Origin of the sequence: Streptomyces viridiviolaceus (assembly GCF_014650995.1) — a bacterium.
Lineage (GTDB): Bacteria > Actinomycetota > Actinomycetes > Streptomycetales > Streptomycetaceae > Streptomyces > Streptomyces viridiviolaceus.
Genome location: NZ_BMWA01000003.1, coordinates 333,057 through 352,270, shown reverse-complemented (window position 1 = coordinate 352,270; position 19,214 = coordinate 333,057). Strand labels below are relative to the sequence as shown.

Here is a 19,214-nt window from a genome sequence, read left to right as displayed (position 1 = left end):
CCCCCGAACAGCAGCGAGACGACCACACCCGGCCCACCCCGACACCGGCACGGCGTCACCCAGCAACCCGCCCGCAGCCCCACGACCCCGCCACCGCACGCCCGGCGACGGCGGGCCTGGAGTTGGGCGGTGAGGTGGCGTGAAGTCCGTGACCGCTCCCTGGGTGCGCACCCGGCTGCGTGCCGCCCCCGGTGCCGCGTGGGCGCTGGCGCTGCTGGTGGCGCTGACCGCGTGTCTGGCCGCCGCGTTCCCGAGGGCGCTGGACCGGTACGGGGACGCGGGCCTGCACCGGGCGCTGGAGCGGGCCCGGCCGGACCGGACCAGCGTGCTGCTGACCGCCCCGCAGCCCGACTTCCTCCTCACCCCGAGGCAGCGGCAGGAAGCCCTGCGCCCCGGCCCGCTGGGCAGGCGGTACGACAAGGCCCTGGCCGCCGTGGACCGTCCGCTCGTCGTCGACCGGGCCGCGTCGACGTACGGGGTGCGCACCGCCCAGAGCCTGAAGGTGCCGGACCCCTGGCTGCCCCGGCCGAGCGGGCTGCCCCCGCAGGTGGTCCTCGCCACCCCGCACGGCCTCGGCGACCACGCCCGGCTGCGCTCCGGCCGCCTGCCGCGGGCGACCGGTGCCCCGGTGACGGCCGCGACCGGCACGGTGGAGGCGGCGGTCACCGCCGAGACCGCCGAGAGCCTGCGCATCGAGGTCGGTTCGGTCCTCCACGTCCCCGGCGTGGAACGCTCCCCGCTCGCCGTCCGCGTCACCGGCGTCCTCGCCCCCCGCGACCCCGGCGGCGCCTACTGGGCCACCCAGCCCCTGCTGCGCACCCCGGCCCTGGTGACCGTGCCGGGCTCGGCGGGCCCGGACCCCGACCAGTACTGGCTCGGCGCCCTGCTGCTCGCCCCCGACGCGGCGCCTGCGCTGCTGGGCACGGCCGGGAACCCGGTCCCCTACTGGCAGCTGGCGTCCGAGTACGACGCCCTGCACGCCCACGACCTGGACCGGCTGAAGTCCGCCGTCGCCTCCCTGGAGTCCGGGCCGGCCCTGCGGAAGGTGCGCTCGGCGGTCGACCCGGCGACCGACGTCAGCACCGACCTCGACGAGGTGTTCGCCTCCTTCGACCGGCTGCGGTCGGGCATCGGCCCGCTGGTCGCGGTCGCCGCCGCCGGCACCGGTACGGTCGCCGGCGTCGTCCTGCTGATGGCGGCCGGCCTCGCCGCCGACCGCCGGCACGCCGAACTCTCCCTGTTGCGCGCCCGCGGAGCTTCCCTGTGCGGTGTGGCGGGGCGGCTGCTGGCCGAGACGGCGGTCGTGGCACTGCCCGCGGGCGCCCTCGGTCTCGTCGCCGCCCTGCTCGCGCTGCCCGGCGGCCGTCTCCTGCCCGCCCTCGGGACCGCCGCCGCGGTCACCGCCGTCGCCTGCGCCGCGCTGCCCCTGCGGGCCGCCCTCGCGCACCGGGCCGTACGCCTGCACGACGGCCGACGCGACGTGGTGTCGGTGCGGCCGTCCCGGCGTCGCACGGTCGCCGAGCTCACGCTGGTGGTCCTGGCGCTGGGCGCGGTCGAGACCCTGCGCCGGCGCGGTGCGACGGGCGCCGCCGGGGACCTGGTGTCGCTCGCGCCGGTGCTGGTCGGGGTGATCGCGGCGCTCGTGCTGGTGCGCCTGTATCCGCTGCCGCTGCGCGCACTGGCCCGTCCGGCCGGCCGGCTGCGCGGCGCGGTGGCCCACCTGGCGCTGGCCCGCGCGGGCCGCACGCCGGTCTCCGCGGCGCTGCCGCTGCTGGCGTTGCTGACCGCGCTCACCACGGCGGTCTTCGGCGGCTCGGTCCTGGCCGGCGTCGACCATGCCCGGGACCGGGCGGCGCTGCTGAGCGTCGGTGCCGACGCCCGTGTCGAGGGGACCGGACCGCTGCCGGCCGGCCTGCCCGACCGCCTGCGCGACGCCCCCGGCGTGGCCTCTCTCACCGAGGTGGGCATCGCCTACCAGGCCAAGGCGGAGGACGGCCGGCAGTCGGTGCCGGTGGCGGGCGTGGACCCCGCGGACTACTCGGCGCTGGCGGCCCGCACGGGGCTGGGCGCCTTCGACGGGCGTGAGCTGCGGCGGGACGGCCGGTCGGGGCCCCTGCCCGCGCTGGCCTCCCCCGCGGCCGCCGAACGGTTCGGCAGCGGGCCGTTCCCGGTGCGTCTGGAGGACGCCACGACCGTCACCGTCCGGATCGCCCTCGTCCGGGAGTCCACCCCGGCCGTCTCCGGCGAGGAGTTCCTGGTCGTCGACCGGTCCGGGCTGTCCGCCGAAGCCGCCCGCCCGAACACGCTGCTGCTGAGCGGCGACCGCCTGGACGTCGGCGCCCTGCACCGGGCGGCGGACGGCGCAGGCTCCGTGCGGCTGCGGTCGCAGGAGCGTGCCCGGTACGTGGACTCGCCGCTGCAGTCCGGTGCCGAACGCGTCTACACCGCTGCCGTGGCGGCCGGCGCCGGCTACGCCGTCCTGGCCCTGCTGCTGTCCCTGCTGCGCGCCGCGCCCGAGCGCGTCGCCCTCCTCGCCCGCCTGCGCACCATGGGGCTCACCCGGGCGCAGGGCCGCCGCCTGCTCGTCCTGGAGTCCCTCCCGCAGGCCCTCCTGGCCGCGGCGGGCGGTGCCCTGACGGGCTGGGCGGCCGTCCGTCTGCTCTCCGCGGGGATCGACCTGACGACGATCGCCCTGGCGACGCCCTCGTCCCCCGCGGGCCGGGCGGAGCTGCGCGCGGACCCGTGGTCGCTGGCGGTTCCGGCCGTCGCGGTCCTGCTGGTGGCGGTGGGGGTGGCGGTGGTGCAGGCGTGGTGGTCGGGCCGGCGCGGCTCGGTCGTCGAGCTGAGGGCGGGGGACTGACGGATGAGCCGACGCACCCCGCCGTACCCGGCCGGCCGCCCCCGCCCCCGCGGCACGGCAGGGAGGAACCCCGGGCAACTGCTGAGGAGACGCCGATGACGACGAACCCCACCCTCGCCGAGCTCGCCGACCGCGCCACCGCGTCCCGCGAGCGGCCCGCCTACGGCCACGACGCGCTGATCACGTGCGACCGTCTGGTCCGCATCTTCAGCACCGACGGCGTGGAGGTCCAGGCCCTGCAGGGGCTCGACCTCCTGGTCCGCGAGGGCGAGTTGATGGCGCTGGTCGGCGCCTCGGGCAGCGGCAAGTCGACGCTGATGAACATCCTCGCCGGCCTCGACACCCCCACGGCCGGCGCGGCCCGGGTCGCCGGCCGGGACCTGCTCGCGATGACCTCCAAGAACCGTCTCGCCTACCGCCGCGAGGTGGTCGGCTTCGTCTGGCAGCAGACCTCCCGCAATCTCCTGCCCTACCTGACGGCGGCCCAGAACGTCGCCCTGCCGATGCAGCTGGCCGGCGCCGCCCGCCGTAGCGGGCGCCGCGCCCGCGGGGAACGCGCGCTGGAACTCCTGGAACTGCTGGAGGTCGCCGACTGCCGGGACCGCCGCCCGCACCAGATGTCCGGCGGACAGCAGCAACGCGTCGCCATCGCCGTGGCCCTCGCGAACGAACCGGCGGTCCTGCTGGCCGACGAGCCCACCGGCGAGCTCGACTCCCACACGGCGGAACAGATCTTCGGCGCCTTCCGCACCGCCAACGAGCGGCTGGGCACCACCATCGTCATCGTCACCCACGACCAGGCGGTGGCCGGCGAGGTCCGCCGTACGGTCGCAATCCGCGACGGCCGCACCTCGACGGAGGTCCTGCGGCGCAGCGAGGTCGACGCCGCCACGGGCGACGAGAGGGTGGTCGCCCGCGAGTACGCCATGCTCGACCGGGCGGGCCGCCTCCAGCTCCCCGCCGAGTACACCGAGGCCCTGGGCATGCGCGACCGGGTGGCCCTGGAACTGGAGCCCGACCACATCGCGGTCCGGCCGGACGACAGCGAGCGGGACTGAGCGCCCTGGGCGGCTCAGCGCACGCTGAGGCCCAGTGCCCCGATGCCCGCCCGGCGGACGGCGACGGAGCCGTAGGGCGTGCGCAGCCGCAGCCACGCGCCGGAGGAGACCAGCGTCGGCTCCTCCTCGCCCGGTGCGCCCGCGTGCCGCAGGAAGCCCAGTGACTGGGCCGCGTGCACGGCCCGCACCGGCAGCCGGGTGTCCCCGACCGTCCGGGACCAGATCTCCCGCCCGATCCGGTCCAGCTCGGCGCGGGTACGCCGCTCGGGCGGCAACTCCTGCGTACGGGACCGGAACTCCGCCACCGCGGCGGCGACCAGCCCGCGCAGGGCGTCCGTGGCCGGCAGCCCCGGCTCGGGGCTCCAGCCGCCGCGCGGGGGCAGCACACCGGCCCACGGCGGCCCGGTCACCGCGCCCGGCACGCCGGCGGTGGCGGCCGGCTCGTCCACCGACTCCAGCAGCTCACCGGCGGACACGGTCACGTCCAGCGTGACGTCGAGCCCGTTCTCGTACGGCTTGGCGAGCCGTACCGCGCGGATGGCCAGCACCTCGAAGGACGGCGGCCGGCCGAAGACCGCGAGGGCCGTGCCGGCCGCCTGCAGCCGTACCGCCGCTGCTCGGTCGTAGTGGAGCAGCCGGGAGAGGAAGGCCGCGAGATCCGCCGCCTCCCCCTCGTCGGCGAGGTGGAGCACCGTCATGCGGCGACGGCCTCCTCCTCGTGCTCCATGTACTCCCGGAGGAACTCCCGTTCCTCCTCGGTGATCCGGCGGGGCCGCTGTGCCTCGAAGTCGAAGGGCACGATCACCGTGGAGGCGCGGACGTAGATCTGGTCCCCGTCCTTGACCTCGTAGGTGAGCGTGAACGACGCCGCCTTGATCTCCGTGACCCACAGCTCGATGTCGACGGGGTGGTGCCGGTGGACGAGCTGCCTCTTGTAGTCGATCTCGTGACGCGCCACCACCGACCCCTGCCGGAAGTCCTTGTCCGGGCGGAACAGGAAGTCGATACGGGCCTCCTCCAGGTAGCGGAGGAAGACCACGTTGTTGACGTGGCCGTACGCGTCCATGTCCGCCCAGCGCAGCGGGCAGCGGTAGATGTGCCGCAAGATCGATCAGCCCCGGGTCAGCTTCTTGTAGGTGGCACGGTGCGGACGCGCGGCGTCCGGCCCGAGCCGCTCGATCTTGTTCTTCTCGTACGACTCGAAGTTGCCCTCGAACCAGAACCACTTGGAGTCGCCCTCGTAGGCGAGGATGTGCGTGGCCACGCGGTCCAGGAACCACCGGTCGTGGGAGACGACCACGGCGCAGCCGGGGAACTCCAGCAGCGCGTTCTCCAGGCTGGAGAGGGTCTCGACGTCGAGGTCGTTGGTCGGCTCGTCGAGGAGCAGCAGGTTGCCGCCCTGCTTGAGGGTGAGCGCGAGGTTGAGGCGGTTGCGCTCACCGCCGGACAGCACGCCCGCGGGCTTCTGCTGGTCCGGCCCCTTGAACCCGAACGCGGAGACGTAGGCCCGCGAGGGCATCTCGACCTGTCCGACGTTGATGTAGTCGAGCTCGTCGGAGACGACCGCCCACAGCGTCTTCTTCGGGTCGATGTTCTCGCGGCTCTGGTCGACGTAGGAGATCTTGACCGTCTCGCCGACCTTGATGCTGCCGGAGTCCGGCTCCTCCAGGCCCTGGATCATCTTGAAGAGGGTGGTCTTGCCGGCGCCGTTCGGACCGATGACACCGACGATGCCGTTGCGCGGCAGGGTGAAGCTGAGGTCGTCGATGAGGACCTTCTCGCCGAAGGCCTTGTTGAGGTTGTTGACCTCGACGACGACGTTGCCCAGGCGCGGGCCCGGCGGGATCTGGATCTCCTCGAAGTCCAGCTTCCGCATCTTCTCGGCCTCGGCGGCCATCTCCTCGTAGCGGGCCAGACGCGCCTTGGACTTGGCCTGCCGGCCCTTGGCGTTGGAGCGCACCCACTCCAGTTCTTCCTTGAGCCGCTTGGCGCGCTTGGCGTCCTTCTGGCCCTCGACCTTGAGACGGGTCTGCTTGGTCTCCAGGTACTTGGAGTAGTTGCCCTCGTAGCCGTGCAGGCGGCCGCGGTCGACCTCGCAGATCCAGCCGGCCACGTTGTCCAGGAAGTACCGGTCGTGGGTGACGGCCACGACGGTGCCCTCGTACTTGGCGAGGTGCTGCTCCAGCCAGTTCACGGACTCGGCGTCGAGGTGGTTCGTGGGCTCGTCGAGCAGGAGCAGGTCGGGCGCTTCGAGCAGCAGCTTGCACAGCGCGACGCGACGCTTCTCACCACCGGAGAGGTTGACCACGGGCCAGTCGCCGGGCGGGCAGCCCAGCGCGTCCATGGCCTGCTCCAGCTGGGCGTCGAGGTCCCAGGCTCCTGCGTGGTCCAGCTCCTCCTGCAGCTTGCCCATCTCTTCGAGCAGCGCGTCGGAGTAGTCGGTCGCCATCAGCTCGGCGATCTCGTTGAACCGGTCGAGCTTGCCCTTGACCTCGGCGACACCCTCCTGGACGTTCTCCAGGACGGTCTTCTCCTCGTTCAGCGGGGGCTCCTGCAGCAGGATGCCGACCGTGTAGCCCGGCGACAGGAACGCGTCACCGTTCGACGGCTGCTCCAGCCCCGCCATGATCTTCAGCACGGTCGACTTACCGGCACCGTTCGGGCCGACGACGCCGATCTTCGCCCCCGGCAGGAAGTTCAGGGTGACGTCATCGAGGATCACCTTGTCGCCGTGCGCCTTGCGCGCCTTGCGCATGGTGTAAATGAACTCAGCCAAGAGAAACCGTCCGGCAGCTAAATCAGGCAGTGGGCAGATACACCCCATCTTGCCGCACCGCCACCCCTGGGCGGAAACGCGTTAGCCGCGAGGCCTCTGACCTGGGCTTTCTCGGATGGCGCCTGAGCCTCGCCGGTCACTGCCGGTCGCCGTCGGTCGCCCTCGGGCACCCTCGCACGGCCCACAGACGGCCCGGCCCAGGCTGCCGCCTCCCCACCGCGCCGGGCTACCGTGCCGCCGTGACCAGCGCAGCGGAGCGCCCTCTCCTCTTCCTCGACATCGATGGCCCACTGATCCCGTTCGGATCGCCGACCGGTCACCAGCAGGCCGCCAATGCCGCCGCCGCGACGCCTGCGGATCAAGGAAACCCACTGCTGACCCGGCTCGCCCCAGGGATCGGGGCACGCCTCATGGCTCTGGGCTGCGATCTCGTGTGGGCGACGACCTGGATGGACGAAGCGAACGAGGCCGTCGCCCCACGCATCGGCCTACCGAGGCTGCCCGTGGTGGAGTGGCCGGACACCGGCGCCGAGGAAGGCCCGCGGGGCCTGCACTGGAAGACCCGCCCCCTCGTCGAGTGGGCCGACGGCCGGCCCTTCATCTGGATCGACGACGAGATCAGCGCCATGGACCGCCTCTGGGTCGCTGCCAGCCACCCCGGGCCGTCACTGCTTCATCACGTCGACCCGGCCAAGGGCCTCGAAGACGCCGACTTCTCCGCGCTCGCTAGTTGGCTCGACGCCGTCGCGCCGAGATGAGCACCGCCTCAGGAGTTCGATCCACACCCGTCCGGCCTCATTGATGTCAGCGTTGGTTGTCACCGAAACAGCTCCGGAACTGGGCAGACCTCGAACGGTTCCTCCGGCCGGTCCGTCCAACGCCACCAGGTGTGCCGATCAGCGCACCGCCACAGAGACCGGCAGGCCCCCCGGCGGTCGTCGTCTCGGCTGGACAGCACAAGGCCGCCCGGCTTCAGGGGCTGGCTGCACTCGGGACAGGACGGGGCGTCGTCGGCCATACGGCGAACCCTAGGCGGGGCCATCGGTTGATCGGGATCTCGTAGACGATCTCGCAAGGAGCCGCGGGCACCACGATGTCCGCTGTCTACACCTGCTATCTCAGCACCGACGACAGCGACGGTCACATGTCCCGCCTAGCGGACAACATCGAAGCGGTACAGCTCGGGACGGCACCCGAACTGCTGGAGCTTTCCAGAAGTACTCGGCGACGAGGCCGCGGAGTTGGAGAAGCTGCGACTTCCGGCGACGGATCTGGCCGGTGCCTTACGGGACGTGCTCCGGGTAGCGACCAGCCGCGGTCACCGCCTGGCAGCGCCCCAATCTCACCCCTCCTCATGGGGAACGCAGAAGCCACCTGCTGCGGGCTTCGGCTGGCAGTAGTGCGCACCTAGAGAGGCCCCGGACAACTGCCGGGGCCACTCTCCTTGTCACGGCCAGCCGATCAGGAGCTGACAGCTGGTGCACTTGGCTTGGGAAGCTGAGGTGATCTACGGAAGGTTGCCTGGCTGACTTGGACAGGAGTGCTGCCGGCGCCTGACCGCTTCTCGGATTGATACCCGGTGTTCCCCGTGGTTCCCGCACGATCTGGCACGGATCTGGCACGTCTGCTTCCTACGGACGGCAGAGCCGGAGTCGCTAGCATTGCCCATATCGAAGGGGAGTCATGGCACTGGGGCGTAAAGGCGCACGGCGCGTCATTGTCGACGGCACGGCCTACCGCTGGCGGCTGCGACGCAGGCCGACCTACTTCCAGGGCCTGGCCTGGTCGCCATGCACGTTCGCGGTCGAGCGTGCGGACACCCCGCGATCAACGCTCGTGGTCACCACCAACCAGCCGCACCTGAGTAACTGGGTCGGGCGCGAGGCCAAACCGGTATTTCCATCCGATGTTGCCCGAGCCATCGCACGCGCCCTGCGCGAGGGCTGGACCCCGACGGTCCCAGGATCCCCCTTCCATCTCGACCTGTCCGTCGGCTTCACACCCTCGCCCTGAGCAGAGCAGAAGGTGAGCACCGCTTCAGGAGTCCTCCGTCCGGCGTCGTTGATGTCATCCGTGGATGTCAGAGGACGTCTGATCCGTAGCTCTCTGCCCGGTGCAACATGCGCGCGTCGGCTGCCGGTCAGGCTTGGCGTCTGTTCGCCTCGCAGCGCTTGAAGAGGTAGTAGCCCACGGTTTCCCCTTTGATCGCGACGTTCTGACCGGACGACATGAACTTGTCGCGGCTCTGCTGTCCCTGCTCTACGAAGACGAATGAGCCGTTCACCAGCTCCCACCCCTCCCGGCACACGGCGTTGAGGACGACTACAGCATCTGTCGTCTGCTGTGTGGTCGTGCTACCAACCATGGCGACGGTGATCGCTTGCTGGCTCATCACGTCGATCGAGCATTGATATACGAGATCCCCCCGCTCAAAGCACTGGCGTGCTTGACCTACGGGTGTGGCTAGGAACGCCTGTCTCTCGCGTTCGAGTCGCTCGGCCCGCTGCTTCTCTTCCGCCTCCTGCCGCTTGCGCTCCTTCTCTGCGGCTGCCAGTGCCTGTTGCTCTGGGCTCTTCTTCGAGATGAATGCCATGCCGCCCCCCTCCAGGTGTGACGGCCGTCACGCTATCTTGCTGCGGTGCTCGATGGGAGGCAGTTGTGGCAGCTCGACGGCACCATGCGCGCTGCTCCATGGGCAGACACGAAGGGGCCCTCGAGGCGCCTGTACGCCCGCACGCTTTCCAAGTCCGTTGACGTTCAGTCGGGCACGTACCGGGCCGTTCACCTGCGTTCATGAGTGGCCTGGCTACGGAAGGACCCGGCACACGGTCTGGTCCGAACGACGGTGAACGGGGCTGAATGAGACGGAAACCGAGACGGACGCACTCTTCACCGGCGCACGGGAGACGGCCCGCGGCCAGTTGCCGGAGCCACCGTCATTCGTGGAGCCGAGCTGCCTTGGGTCGCGCCGCACGTACGCCCGAGGCGGGCTTCTGTGCGTCCCCCAGCGGCAAGGTCTCGTCTCGCCCGAAGTCAGGGGCCTGGAAAGGGTTGGTCGTCGGAGGCGGCGGTGCTGCAGTGGAGCAGCGGGGTTGCCCTTCCGGGGCGGAGAACAGCGACGTCAGATCGATGAGAGGACTCTCTTTCGTTACAGGTCCCTGAAGGGGCCTGGTGTGCCGTGACCGGGCACAGCGGTCCTACAGCTTGGTCATCTTGGCGTAGGGGCTCAAGATCCGCATTTGCGCCGGGCCGAAATCCACGAGCGCCGCGACTCCGTCCTCGATGCCGATTACTCGGCCGAGGCCGTACATGTCGTGTGTGACCTGGTCGCCCACGGCGAAGTGTTTGGGAGCCGGTGTGACCGGGGCCTTGAAGGGGCTGGTAGGCAAATGACGCTTCGGCGCAGCAGGCTTGGTCATGTCTCAGTATGCGCCTACGTGCATCCCGTTCGCTGTGGCCGTCGGCACAGATTTGGACGGGAACAACCGCTTCATGCCACTGACCTGGGGTTCCGAGACCTGGTGAGGCGAAAATGGACCGTAGGTTTCTTCACTGACCGTGGCTGACCCCTGCATGGTGCGGTTGTGACACCAATCTCAGCCGACGACAATCAGCCACGATGGCGCCCCAGCCATGCCACCGGCTCGCGTTGCCGACCAGAGCAAGCCGCGACGGCCGGCCCGGGCTAGTCAACAGCTTCCTGGACCTCTGCTTGGGAAGCTGCGGTCACTCGGAGCTGATCGGTGCGCTCACCTGGGCGAATGACCGGATGGTGATGGCTCCGGACCAGGCCGCTTTCACCGTGGTTTCCCGCTGCTCCCGGCTCGATCTGGTGCGCTTGTGGTGCGGCTGCATGCGGTGCTCAACGGCACCGGCGCCGTCCCGCCCCACCGTGCAGCTCATCCCCGGCACCGTGCTCGCTCTCGTCGGCGGCGGCACGGCCGTGGTCCTGGTCGTCGGCGCCGTCCTGGTCTCCATGCTCCTGGCGGTCGCCATCACCGGCGCCTCGGTCGCCGTCTGCGCCCTGGTGATCCGCCCGCTCGTCAACGCCGACACCAAGCGCCGTTGACCGGCTCCCAGGCGGCCTCGATACCGCCAAGCATCCGCCGCCCGGGCGCCGTCCCTGCCCGTCCTGGGCGGAAACCCATCCGGCCCGGCGGGTCTGCTGCGGTTTCCTGACCGCACGGCCTGCGGACTACGCAAGGGGCGCCCTCTCCCTACCGCACGGGGGTCTCGCCGTCAAGGAGCGACTTTTCGGGACAAGCCCGTCTTCCCGGCGCCAGGCACGCTGATTGCCGAGGCGAGGCCGGTGGAGCGCTACGCGGTGGACGGTCGTCGGAGGTTCTCGCCTCACCGAAGATTTCCGATTTCACGAGGCGAGAAATTCCCATGTCCGATTCGTTGGCGATACCCCTCTTCTGTGTCACGCTCGCCCTTCTGGTCGCGTTCCTCGCGCTCTGGACGATCATCAACCACCGGATGATGATCGAGAGAGGGTGGACGGAGTGGTGCCGGACCGCGAAGGCCTTGCCCTGGCGGGACCGGTGGGAGCTGTACCGCGCCACCCTGCGCGGTCGTGCGGTCTCGGATCCACGGCTGGCGGCGCTGGCCGTACAGCGCGCAGAGAGTTGTCGCGCCTTGATAGACGGCTGTATCCGGCGGGGCAGCCCCATACGGTGGTATCCGCTCTGGTTCGCCTCGCTCTGTCTGCTGGCGCTGGTTCTGGCGCTCGTCGGCGGCACGGCCGACTGGCTCGACCATCGATTGGGCGGCGGGCTGGTCGGGGGCATGCTGGGAGCCTTGCTCACGTATCCCTGGTACACCCTGCTCAGAAAGCGCATCCAGCGTTGCGTGGACGCCAACCGTTGACATGGCGCGCCTCGGAGCGCCCGGCCGCGAAGCGGAGCCGTAGGTCTTCGGGTCAGGGGTGCTCCGAAGAGTTCTTCCGGCGCACGACGGTCAGTGTCACGCCGCCGATGGTGATCAGGGCGAGGGCCAGGCCGGCGATCATGGGGGTGACGTCGGAGCTGCCGGTTTCGGCGAGGTTGGTGTCGGTCGCGGTGCCGCCCGCCGTGGCGGGGCGGCTCGGTTCACCAAGCGTCTGGGTGGTGAGGTCGCCGGCCGCGCTGCTCTGCGTCCGGCAGTCGAGGACGCCGGTGAAGCGCTGCTCGAAACCGGCCAAGCCCTGGATCACGAAGTCGTAGGACCGGTCCTCCTGCAACGGGATCGTCACCGTCCGGGACTCGCCTGCCGCGATGGTGTGCTCGGTGCCCATCAGCTCGAAGGTGAACGCCTCGTCGCCCTTGTTGACCGCCGTGATGTCCAGGCCGTTCTCGGCGCAGTTCTCCACCGCGGACAGGGCGGGTATCGCGCCCTGGTCCGCCCAGGTCGCGGTGGCCGTGGCCGCGACCGTCGACTCGCTGGAGCCGGCCAGGATCTGGGTCTGGCTGCGGTTCTCGGAGGCGAAGGCACGGCCGACCGGCACGGTGGTCGACGCCTGGACGGTCAGCTCGGCGGTGCCGGCCGCGGCGTCGTCCGGCACGTCGAAGAAGACCTGGGTGCCGTCGGCCGCGGACGTGACGGCCCTGCCCTTCCTGTCGACGATCCGCACTCCGCTCAAGGCGGCGTCCGTCGGCGGCACGACCGAGGCGCTGCCCGCGCCGGTGTGCACGGTCACCGGGCCGAGGCGCTCACCGGGCCGGCCCGAGACCGCCGGCGGGTCCACGGTGAGCGACGCCGCGGGCTCCGCCAGGTCGCGGGCGTTCCTCTCCAGGTAGTCCGCGAGCCGCTCGGCCTGGGGGTCGACCGCCTCGACGTCCGCGTCGTCCGAGTACCGCCAGATGGCCACCTGCGTGCCGGCCGCCGCGTCCTGCTCGGTGAGCCCGCCACGGACTCCGGCCTTCTTGGCGAGCGCCGCGAGGTCGTTGACCTGCGGGTAGGAGTTCTGCAGGATCCAGCGGATCCGGCCGGCTTCGTCGTTGGTGCCCAGCGAGGTCCCGCTCCAGGGCGTCTCGTGGTACTTGGCGTCCTTGAGGGTGGGGTTCTGGATGTCGACGCAGTACGTCTGCAGCATGCCGCCGCCCTCGACGGACATCTCGAACAGGCCGGCCGGGACCTCCTGGTCGCCGCCCTCCCCGTGCATCACCGCGGTGCCGTACGTCTTCAGTCCGCCCATGGTGGCCGTCGCCCCGCCCTGGCCGCCCTGCGCCGTCCCCTCGGCGGCGGCCGGGCCGGCGCCCGCCACCACACCGGTGGCGGCGAACGCGGACACCAGTGTCACGGCGGCGAGACGCGCCGCCCCTCGGCCGGGCACGGACAGCGCAGAGAATGAAGAAAGCACCAAATTCCCTTTCGAGCAGGACCCGTTGGTGTGTGGGGCACGGTCCCACCTGCAGAATCAGCAGCCCCGCAGGGCATGTTGGGCATCCTAAGGACGTGGCAGACCGCGCTTGCCGGTGATGTTCGCCCGAGCGGTGATCCGACTCGGAATCGTTATCGCCGACAGCGCCCACGAGCAGGGCTTATCGACAAATCCACCCGGTGCCGCCGGGTGCGCATGCGCCGATGAGCCGTACTTCGGTCCGGTCCGCCGGGCCGTCGGCGTCAGGCCACCGCCGCCGCTACCGGGCGTTGTTCGGCGGCCTTCTCCGCCGACTCCTCGGCCGGCGTCTCCCAGTTGGGCTCCGGTTGCGCTGGAGTGGCCGCCGTCTCGGGCCTGTTGGTGCGGCGGAACGCCGATGTGCCGCGCGCGAGGTCGTGGCCGATCGCCACCGCGTCGATGTCCGCCGACGTCCAGCTCTGCCCCTCGCGCACGTCGGTCCGCACCTTCAGACGGCCCTGGACGATCACGGGTTCGCCCACCGTCAGCGACCCCGACACATTCGTGGCGAGCTGCCGGTTGGCCCAGACCGTGAAGAAGTTGGTGTGCCCGTCCGTCCAGGCGCTCTTCTCGCGGTCCCAGTAGCGGGCGGTGACCGCGAGCCGGAACCGCACCGACGGGCCGTTGGCCAGTTCCCGGAACACCGGCGTCGTCGCCACGTTGCCCACGGCGCAGATCATCGTCTCGTTCATCATGAACCCCCTTGCCTGCCCGGACGTCGATGCCGACGCCGGGCGGATGACGCGTACGGGCCCGTCCCGTACGGCTGCGTCTGCCGTGACGACCGCATCCGTCGCGATCGCCGCGAGGCCAGACTGCCTCCGTTCGGTCCGGGCCCGTCGAGCGCTGTGGACCACCCCCGGCCTGTGGAGAACTCCCCCACCCACATGGGTGAGGCCCCGGATCCCTACCTCACCATGGCCTCCGCCCCCGTGACCTTCCCGTACTGCTCCCGCACCTCCCGGTACCGCAGCAACTCGGACGCCAACGGATCCAGTACCCGGGCCCGGCCGCACCCGGCCGCCGCCTCCCGCAATCGGCGTTCCGCCTCGTGGCCGTAGCGCCGGGCCGGTCCGCGGGCCGCCATACGGCAGCTCCACTCGATGACGGGGCCGCCGATGATGCCGGACAGCATCAGCAGCACCGGCACGCCCAGGTTGGGCGACATGAACCCGATGATCTGGCCCAGCAGCCACAGGCCGCCCACCACCTGCAGCAGCGTCATGCACGCCTGGGCCAGCACGGCCACCGGCCACCACCCCGGCCGCGGCGGACGCCCCGGCGGCAGCCCCGCGCGCGTGACCAGTTCGTCGAGGGCCTCGGGCAGCCCCTGGGAGCCGCGGACGGCGGCCTCGCGCACCGCCTGGGCCCAGGGCGCCGGCAGCCCGGCCGAGGCACGGTCGGACACCGTGCGCACCGCCTGCTCGACGCGTTGGCGTGCGGTGGCCTCCTCGTCGGCCGGGGCGCGCAGCGGGAGCCGCCCGGTGGTCGGTTCCCGTCGGTCGTGGTACCAACGCCACAGCCGCAGCCAGGGCGTGCCGCAGGCCCGGTTGGCGTTGCGCAGCCAGGCGCGCTCGGCGGCCTCGCCCGCCGCGGTGGCGCCGACCGCGTCCGCGAGCCGGTCCGCGAACTCCTCCCGGGCCCCCTCGCTGAGCCCGGTGCGCCCCCCGGTGACGTACACGGGCCGCAGGTGCCGTGCGGCGACGTCCACGTCGGCCGCGATCCGGCGCGCCGGGGCCTGTCGTGCGGCGACGAACTGGCCGAGCACCTCCCGCAGCTCGCCGACGCCGTCCCCGGTGAGCGCCGACAGCGCGAGCACGGTCGCGCCGGGTTCGCCGTACTCCCCCAGTGCGACCCCGTCCTCGTCGAGCAGTCGCCGCAGGTCGTCGAGGACCTGCTCGGCCGCCTCCCCGGGCAGCCGGTCGACCTGGTTGAGGACGACGAAGGTGATCTCCGCGTGGCCCGCCATCGGCCGCAGGTAGCGCTCGTGCAGGACGGCGTCGGCGTACTTCTCCGGGTCCACCACCCAGATGACGGCGTCGACGAGCGCCAGGATGCGGTCCACCTGCTCGCGGTGCTGTACGGCCGCGGAGTCGTGGTCGGGCAGGTCGACCAGCACCAGTCCGCGCAGCGGCGACTCGGTGTCCGGGTACTGGATGGGGCGCCGCCGCAGCCGGCCCGGGATGCCGAGCCGGTCCAGCAGGGTGGCCGCGCCGTCGCTCCAGCTGCACGCGATGGGCGCCGCGGTGGTGGGGCGGCGCACGCCCGTCTCGGAGATCGTCACCCCGGCGAGCGTGTTGAACAGCTGGGACTTGCCGCTTCCCGTCGCGCCCGCGATGGCGACGACGGTGTGCTGCCCGGAGAGCCTGCGGCGCGCGGAGGCCTCGTCGAGGACCCGTCCGGCCTCGGCGAGCGTGCCGCTGTCCAGCCGGGCGCGGGAGAGCCCCACCAACTCGCGCAGGGCGTCGAGCCGCGACCTGAGCGGTCCGTCGTACGCCAGGGGCATGAAGGGCGGCCCGACGGCGGGTCTGCGCTCCACGGGCGTGAACTGCGGCGGACCGTCGTTCTCGTTCACGCGCCGCGCGATCAGCCCGTCGTCCCAGATGTCCTCCTCGGTGCCGGGGTCGGCGGTCCCGTCGAGTCCGCAGGGCCCCTCGCCCGCCCGCTCCGTACGGTCCGCCCGCTCGGAACGGCCCCCGCAGTCCGTACGCTCCGTACGCTCCCTGCTGTCCGTACGCTCCGTGCGATCAAGGCGCTCCATGCGCTCCATGAGGCTCGTGAGGTCGGTGCGCGGGGCCGCGCCCTCCTCGGAGGCCGGCTTCACCGTGTGGTCGGTGTGCTCGGTGGGGTCCTGTTCAGTGACGGCGGTCACCGGTCACCTCTCCTTCTGCAGTACGGACAGCGCGGCGATGAGTTCGGCCTGGGGTTCGGGATGGACTTCCAGCGCATCCAGCGGCGCGAGCCGGCGCTCACGTTCCGCGTGCATGACCCGGTCCACGTACTCGGTGAGCAGCCGCCCGCTCCAGTCGCGCAGCCGCAGCGCGCCCTGGACACCGATCCGCTCGGCGAGACCCTCCCCGGCGGTGCTCGCCCGGCGCCCGCCCAGCAGTGCGGTCGCGACCAGGGCAGCGACCATCTCGGGGTCCGGCGACGTGCTCCGGTGGCGCACCTCGTCCTCGGCGTACTCCTCCAGTTCCCGCCGCCACCGCCGTACCGCAAGGCCGATGCGGTGCTCGGCGTTGCGCGCCGAGGGGCCGTGCCCCGCGAGCTCCGGGGCGCCCGCCGCCGGGTCGTGCCGCCACGCCTCGTCGACCTGCTCGTCCGCGGCGGTGACGGCGCACAGCAGCAGCGCGGTCAGGCTCTCCACCAGGGAGTCGAGGAGTTCCGCCGGGGAGCAGTCGAGCGGGAAGGCCCGCCACCGCTTCAGGGCGTCCCCGGCGAGCACGGCTCCCGCCCGCAAGCGCCTCTGCACGCGCGTGTGCTCGTTGTCGTACGCGCCGTCGACGGCGGCGGTGAGCCGCAGAGCGGCGGAGTACTGCGCGGCGGCGGCACCGGCCAGCTCGGGCAACCGGCACTTGAGGGAGTTCAGCAGACCGTAGGCCGTACGTGCCATGGCCTGGTGCCGGGCCCCGGGGTCCTGCGCCTGGTGGACGAGCCAGGTCCGCAGCGCCGCCACCGCGGTGCCGGGCAGCAGGCCGCCGCCCCAGGCCGACTCGGGCAGCTCGGGCACGGTGAAGCGGGGGACGTCGCCGAGCCCGGCCTTGGTGAGCAGCGCCCCGTACTGCCGGGACACCTCGGACACCACCTGGTGGGGCACCCGGTCGAGCACGGTGACCAGGGTGGCGTCGTACTCCTTGGCGGTGCGCAGCAGGTGCCAGGGCACGGCGTCGGCGTACCGGGCGGCCGTGGTGACCATCACCCAGATGTCGGCGGCACAGAGCAGCTCGGCGGCCAGGACGCGGTTGTCGGCGACGAGGGAGTCGATGTCCGGAGCGTCGAGCAGGGCGAGGCCGGGCGGCAGGGTGTCGGCGGTCTCGATACGCAGCACGCGCCCGGGGACCTCGGCCGGCACGAGCATGTCGTCGCGCGGGTCCTCGGGTGGCACCCACACGCGCGTGAAGCCGGGCAGCACCCGCGCACCGCTGAACCAGTGCTGGTCTTCCGGATGACAGACCAGCACCGGCGTCCGGGTCGTGGGCCGCAGTACGCCCGCCTCGCTGACCCGGCGCCCCACGAGCGAGTTCACCAGCGTGGACTTCCCGGCGCCCGTGGAGCCCCCCACGACGGCCAGCAGGGGCGCATCGGGCTCTCTCAGCCGGGGCACCAAGTAGTCGTCGAGCTGTGCGAGCAGTTCGTCGCGGTTGGCACGCGCGCGTGGAGCCCCCGCCAGGGGCAGCGGGAAGCGTGCGGCCGCGACACGGTCGCGCAGCGCGGAGAGTGCGTCGAGCAGCTGAGGCCGTACGTGCAAGGTCACCACATGGGAAGAATGCCCGCTTTTAGGGCAATTCTGAAGCATATGAGCATGTCTGCGCGCCGACCAGACAGAAGGGGCAGAAGGGACTAGTGGGGCAGGAGCGCGGTCCAGGCATAACGAGTGCACAACACCCGATGCGGAAGACGCCAAAAGCGATGCACGATTCGTACCTGCCTGCGATTATCAGGACCGCTTCACCGAACCTCCACATCGAGCCACGGAGGCGAAGCAACAGGGACGAGGAGCCGGGAGCCCTATCCTTGTCTCCGGCGACGTCACGGATCGGCCCCTGGCCGGCCACCACGACCGAGGCCACCACACCAGGCCCCCGTAGCTCAGTGGATAGAGCAGGCGCCTTCTAAGCGCTTGGCCGCAGGTTCGAGTCCTGCCGGGGGCGCCCACATCGCGGTCACCGCTTCCGGGACCGCGCATGCCCTCTCACTCCGCGACACCGCCCTCTCACGCCGAGCACCGGACCACACCGCGACTGTCCGGTTCGTACGCGTCTTCACAGGATCGCCCACAAATGAGTGGTTACGCCCAATTGGTGGTGCGGCTGGTAAATCATGGACTGGTTCGCCGTTGTTCCATTCGTCGCGGAGCCGTCCATGCGCACCTCCCTCACCGCCGCCCAGGACTCACCGAGCACACAGCGTTACGGGTCTGTTCCTCCCGCACCGAAGCAGGTGGAAGAACGAAGCCTCGTTTTCGAGGGCTTCGCGTACACGTGCCGGATCGTCCATCAGGACGCGCCCCAGACGGCACCGTTGGTGCTGCTCGGCGGCTCTTCCCAGAACAGATACTCCTGGCAGGGACACGAGAGGTGGCTGTCACCGCTGTGCACGTTGATCACCGTGGACCTTCCCGGTTACGGCACCTCCGACTTCCTGCCCGCCCGATACGGCATCGACTTCCTCGCCGCCGCGATCAAGCACATGCTGGTGGAGAGCGGGATGCCGCAAGTGAATCTCTTCGGCGGCTGCTTCGGGGAAGTCGTCGGCCTCCGCTTCGCACAGCTCCATCCTGAATTCGTCAGGCGCATCGTCTTCTGCGGTGCGGCGAAACGTCTCCCCGACATCTACACCGACGCGGTACCGCGCCTGTCGCACGCGCTCGGACGCGGCGAGATCGAAGCGGCCGCGGACGGACTGGTGCAGTTGTTCATGTCGAACCCGGGCGCCGGCAAGGTCCGCAAGCACGCGGCCGTGGCACGCCTGCTCCAGCAGCAGTTCGTGAACCAGACGCCGGACGAGATCAAGAAGGCCGTCGAGCACAACACGAGGCTGATGATGCACGGGTGTTACGAGCCTCTGCCCGTCCCCGACGTTCCCTCACTGGTCTTCACGGGGGAGTACGACAGTCTGTGCACCCCTCAGATGGGCCGCGAGCTGGCCGAGACGATGCCCTCGGCACTGTTCACCACCGTCAAGGAGGCGGACCATCTGGTCACCGTCGAGCGCAGGCAGGAGTCCTCGGACCTGATCGGCCGGTTCTGCACCGACCGCCCCATCGACGACCTGCCGTACTGCAACGCCGTGGAGTCGCTGGACGCGGGTCTGCTGGCCTGCGCGACGCACCGCCGATGACAGACGTACGACGAGTGGCCGGGACCCGGTACCGGGTCCCGGCCACTCTCCGCTGCACGGGTGATCTCGCTCGGGCCGCCG

At 71.3% G+C, this 19,214-nt stretch carries 16 protein-coding genes, 1 tRNA gene and 1 pseudogene; 9 read left to right on the top strand and 9 right to left on the bottom strand.

What is annotated here, in order from left to right; all coding sequences use genetic code 11:
- Window positions 1-139: 139 nt before the first annotated feature.
- Both IE260_RS05635 and IE260_RS05630 read left to right on the top strand, forming a co-directional pair.
- Window positions 140-2,860, top strand: a complete 2,721-nt coding sequence (locus tag IE260_RS05635; protein ID WP_189869342.1) for an FtsX-like permease family protein — start codon at window positions 140-142, stop codon at window positions 2,858-2,860.
- Window positions 2,861-2,955: 95 nt separating this feature from the next.
- Window positions 2,956-3,918, top strand: coding sequence for an ATP-binding cassette domain-containing protein (locus IE260_RS05630; RefSeq protein WP_189869341.1), 963 nt, complete (start codon window positions 2,956-2,958; stop codon window positions 3,916-3,918).
- Between the two features lie 14 nt (window positions 3,919-3,932).
- Here IE260_RS05630 and IE260_RS05625 read toward each other — a convergent pair whose 3' ends face one another.
- Genes IE260_RS05625 through ettA form a run of 3 tightly spaced genes read right to left on the bottom strand, consistent with a single transcriptional unit; the run spans window position 3,933 to window position 6,694 of the window.
- The gene (locus IE260_RS05625; RefSeq protein WP_189869340.1) at window positions 3,933-4,616 is read right to left on the bottom strand and encodes a DUF8185 domain-containing protein; all 684 of its coding nucleotides are present in this window, start codon (window positions 4,614-4,616) and stop codon (window positions 3,933-3,935) included.
- Entirely contained in the window at window positions 4,613-5,023 is a 411-nt protein-coding gene (locus IE260_RS05620) for an acyl-CoA thioesterase (protein ID WP_189869339.1), read from the bottom strand. Before IE260_RS05620 ends, IE260_RS05625 begins: the two co-directional genes overlap by 4 nt.
- Window positions 5,024-5,029: 6 nt before the next feature.
- The gene (gene ettA, locus IE260_RS05615) at window positions 5,030-6,694 is read right to left on the bottom strand and encodes an energy-dependent translational throttle protein EttA (protein ID WP_189869338.1); all 1,665 of its coding nucleotides are present in this window, start codon (window positions 6,692-6,694) and stop codon (window positions 5,030-5,032) included.
- Window positions 6,695-6,933: 239 nt separating this feature from the next.
- On the opposite strand from ettA, the gene IE260_RS05610 reads away from it, so the two are divergent.
- The 3 genes and pseudogenes from IE260_RS05610 (at window position 6,934) to IE260_RS05605 (ending at window position 8,707) form a co-directional block, all read left to right on the top strand.
- Window positions 6,934-7,452: an HAD domain-containing protein gene (locus IE260_RS05610; RefSeq protein WP_189869337.1), complete on the top strand. Its 519-nt coding sequence runs from the start codon at window positions 6,934-6,936 to the stop codon at window positions 7,450-7,452.
- Between the two features lie 335 nt (window positions 7,453-7,787).
- Window positions 7,788-8,094 (top strand): annotated as a pseudogene (locus IE260_RS41490) (hypothetical protein).
- Between the two features lie 283 nt (window positions 8,095-8,377).
- Window positions 8,378-8,707 carry a hypothetical protein gene (locus IE260_RS05605; protein WP_189869336.1) on the top strand — a complete coding sequence of 110 codons (330 nt, stop codon included), beginning with the start codon at window positions 8,378-8,380 and terminating at the stop codon, window positions 8,705-8,707.
- 127 nt (window positions 8,708-8,834) lie between these two features.
- Here IE260_RS05605 and IE260_RS05600 read toward each other — a convergent pair whose 3' ends face one another.
- Complete coding sequence (locus IE260_RS05600; protein ID WP_189869335.1) at window positions 8,835-9,287, bottom strand: hypothetical protein; 453 nt, start codon at window positions 9,285-9,287, stop codon at window positions 8,835-8,837.
- 604 nt (window positions 9,288-9,891) lie between these two features.
- A complete protein-coding gene (locus IE260_RS05595; protein ID WP_189869334.1) occupies window positions 9,892-10,113 on the bottom strand; it encodes a hypothetical protein in 222 nt (73 codons plus the stop codon).
- A 350-nt stretch (window positions 10,114-10,463) separates the two neighbouring features.
- On the opposite strand from IE260_RS05595, the gene IE260_RS43015 reads away from it, so the two are divergent.
- Window positions 10,464-10,763 carry a hypothetical protein gene (locus IE260_RS43015; RefSeq protein ID WP_373303319.1) on the top strand — a complete coding sequence of 100 codons (300 nt, stop codon included), beginning with the start codon at window positions 10,464-10,466 and terminating at the stop codon, window positions 10,761-10,763.
- Between the two features lie 320 nt (window positions 10,764-11,083).
- Window positions 11,084-11,563, top strand: coding sequence for a hypothetical protein (locus IE260_RS05585; RefSeq protein ID WP_189869333.1), 480 nt, complete (start codon window positions 11,084-11,086; stop codon window positions 11,561-11,563).
- A gap of 52 nt (window positions 11,564-11,615) precedes the next feature.
- Here IE260_RS05585 and IE260_RS05580 read toward each other — a convergent pair whose 3' ends face one another.
- The 4 genes from IE260_RS05580 to IE260_RS05565 form a co-directional block, all read right to left on the bottom strand.
- Window positions 11,616-13,034 carry a Cys-Gln thioester bond-forming surface protein gene (locus IE260_RS05580; RefSeq protein WP_189869332.1) on the bottom strand — a complete coding sequence of 473 codons (1,419 nt, stop codon included), beginning with the start codon at window positions 13,032-13,034 and terminating at the stop codon, window positions 11,616-11,618.
- 263 nt (window positions 13,035-13,297) lie between these two features.
- Window positions 13,298-13,765, bottom strand: a complete 468-nt coding sequence (locus tag IE260_RS05575; protein ID WP_189869424.1) for a single-stranded DNA-binding protein — start codon at window positions 13,763-13,765, stop codon at window positions 13,298-13,300.
- A gap of 215 nt (window positions 13,766-13,980) precedes the next feature.
- Complete coding sequence (locus IE260_RS05570) at window positions 13,981-15,945, bottom strand: YfjP family GTPase (RefSeq protein ID WP_189869331.1); 1,965 nt, start codon at window positions 15,943-15,945, stop codon at window positions 13,981-13,983.
- 3 nt (window positions 15,946-15,948) lie between these two features.
- Window positions 15,949-17,550: a dynamin family protein gene (locus tag IE260_RS05565; protein WP_189869330.1), complete on the bottom strand. Its 1,602-nt coding sequence runs from the start codon at window positions 17,548-17,550 to the stop codon at window positions 15,949-15,951.
- A 321-nt stretch (window positions 17,551-17,871) separates the two neighbouring features.
- On the opposite strand from IE260_RS05565, the gene IE260_RS05560 reads away from it, so the two are divergent.
- Together IE260_RS05560 and IE260_RS05555 are read left to right on the top strand one after the other, a co-directional pair.
- Window positions 17,872-17,944, top strand: a tRNA-Arg gene (locus tag IE260_RS05560).
- A 211-nt stretch (window positions 17,945-18,155) separates the two neighbouring features.
- On the top strand, window positions 18,156-19,133 hold the full coding sequence (locus IE260_RS05555) for an alpha/beta fold hydrolase (RefSeq protein ID WP_229880429.1): 978 nt from the start codon (window positions 18,156-18,158) through the stop codon (window positions 19,131-19,133).
- Window positions 19,134-19,214 lie beyond the last annotated feature (81 nt).

Excerpts from the sequence above, each read along its gene's own strand:
- IE260_RS05585 (WP_189869333.1), top strand. The coding sequence starts at position 11,084 with ATGTCCGATTCGTTGGCGATACCCCTCTTCTGTGTCACGCTCGCCCTT.
- IE260_RS05555 (WP_229880429.1), top strand. The coding sequence starts at position 18,156 with ATGCGCACCTCCCTCACCGCCGCCCAGGACTCACCGAGCACACAGCGT.
- IE260_RS05600 (WP_189869335.1), bottom strand. The coding sequence starts at position 9,287 with ATGGCATTCATCTCGAAGAAGAGCCCAGAGCAACAGGCACTGGCAGCC.
- IE260_RS05630 (WP_189869341.1), top strand. The coding sequence starts at position 2,956 with ATGACGACGAACCCCACCCTCGCCGAGCTCGCCGACCGCGCCACCGCG.
- IE260_RS05595 (WP_189869334.1), bottom strand. The coding sequence starts at position 10,113 with ATGACCAAGCCTGCTGCGCCGAAGCGTCATTTGCCTACCAGCCCCTTC.
- IE260_RS05575 (WP_189869424.1), bottom strand. The coding sequence starts at position 13,765 with ATGAACGAGACGATGATCTGCGCCGTGGGCAACGTGGCGACGACGCCG.
- IE260_RS05625 (WP_189869340.1), bottom strand. The coding sequence starts at position 4,616 with ATGACGGTGCTCCACCTCGCCGACGAGGGGGAGGCGGCGGATCTCGCG.
- IE260_RS05605 (WP_189869336.1), top strand. The coding sequence starts at position 8,378 with ATGGCACTGGGGCGTAAAGGCGCACGGCGCGTCATTGTCGACGGCACG.
- IE260_RS43015 (WP_373303319.1), top strand. The coding sequence starts at position 10,464 with ATGGTGATGGCTCCGGACCAGGCCGCTTTCACCGTGGTTTCCCGCTGC.